The following is a 1257-nucleotide window of genomic DNA, read 5'->3' on the forward strand; positions in this document are numbered from 1 at the left end:
GTTCTGCAACGTCCCACCCCACAAAGGACCGCACCCATGCCCCGCAAGCCCTCAAAGAAACCCCAACCCCCAAAGCTTCCCAAGGGCGAGGCCGCGCAGGTGCGCATCCGCCGCGAGGTCGGCCATGACTTCGCCCTCAAGCAGGACGCCTTCGGCCGCCAGCGGCTGACCGCTGGCACGGCCGAGGCGCGCCGCGTCTACGAAGTGTCGAACGGCGGCTACACCTCCACCGGCGGCATCGTGCGCCTGCGCAATGTCGACCCGCTCACCGGCATCACCTCGCTGACGCGCCAGCAGCGCGAGGCCGGCCAGCGCTTTCGCGACGATTTCGAGCGCGCCGCCCGGCACGGCCTGCAGCCGCAATCCTGGAGCGAACGCGTTGACGCCAGCCGCGTCGGCGGCGGCGTCCCCGACCGCGTCCTCTCAGCCGGCCGGGCGCATGCCCATGCAGCCGCCGCGCTCGCCCATTGGGAGGTGGCGGAGGTGGTGCGCAAGACTTGCCTCGAAGGCCTGTCGGTGAAGGCCATCGCCGAGCGTAGCGGCGAGGGAAGGGATGTAGTGGTGAAGCTGCTGAAGGTCGGGCTGGATTTGTTGGCGGTGCACTACGGGATGATGGGGAGGAAGGCGGGGTGAAGGTGGCCTAGTATATGTCACTCAAGGCGTTATTGTTTACCCCATGAACGACGAAACTGAGCAACTGCTTGCTTACCTAACTGCAGACCCAACTGGTCAGCTGCACGATGGCCTAGGCTTAGTCGACAGATACCTCGAAGCTGTCGAACGACAACATGCTTTGATGTTCGATGCGTGGCGGCAGAAGAGATACAAACGCGCGTTGGTAGAGTTGCACTTTTTTCTAATCGCTATCGACAGAGTGAAGGATGGAATTGTCTTAGCGTCAAATGTCTTGGGCGCCGAAATGGCTAGCCATGTTGGGGCTTTGGATCTCTCAGCATACAAGAGAGCAAGGGATCATTTCGAGCATATTGAAGATCGGCTCTACGGCTCGCGAAAGAACGCACTGAAGAAGATCGAAGAAGCTGGGAACGAACGCACCATTCACTACGGCCTGTCTGCCGAAGACAAAAGCTTCCGATGGAGTGATCAGAAAATTGATGTCTCGGAAGAGTTTCTAAGTAGCTTTCTTTCTTGGGCGGCTGAGGCGAAAGCGATAGCCAATCGCTCCATTTAAACGTGAGGTGAAGCAGGCAGCGCGCAAGAGTCGTTCCCACGATTTTGCACTATTCCAACTTATCG

General features: G+C 59.6%; 2 protein-coding genes. Both read left to right on the forward strand.

What is annotated here, in order from left to right; all coding sequences use genetic code 11:
• Positions 1-36 precede the first annotated feature (36 nt).
• The gene (locus EOA27_RS37000) at positions 37-633 is read left to right on the forward strand and encodes a DUF6456 domain-containing protein (protein WP_126083380.1); all 597 of its coding nucleotides are present in this window, start codon (positions 37-39) and stop codon (positions 631-633) included.
• 43 nt (positions 634-676) lie between these two features.
• Positions 677-1192, forward strand: a complete 516-nt coding sequence (locus EOA27_RS37005) for a hypothetical protein (protein WP_126083379.1) — start codon at positions 677-679, stop codon at positions 1190-1192.
• Positions 1193-1257 lie beyond the last annotated feature (65 nt).

The sequence above is a fragment of the Mesorhizobium sp. M2A.F.Ca.ET.037.01.1.1 genome (genome assembly GCF_003998075.1).
Lineage (GTDB): Bacteria > Pseudomonadota > Alphaproteobacteria > Rhizobiales > Rhizobiaceae > Mesorhizobium.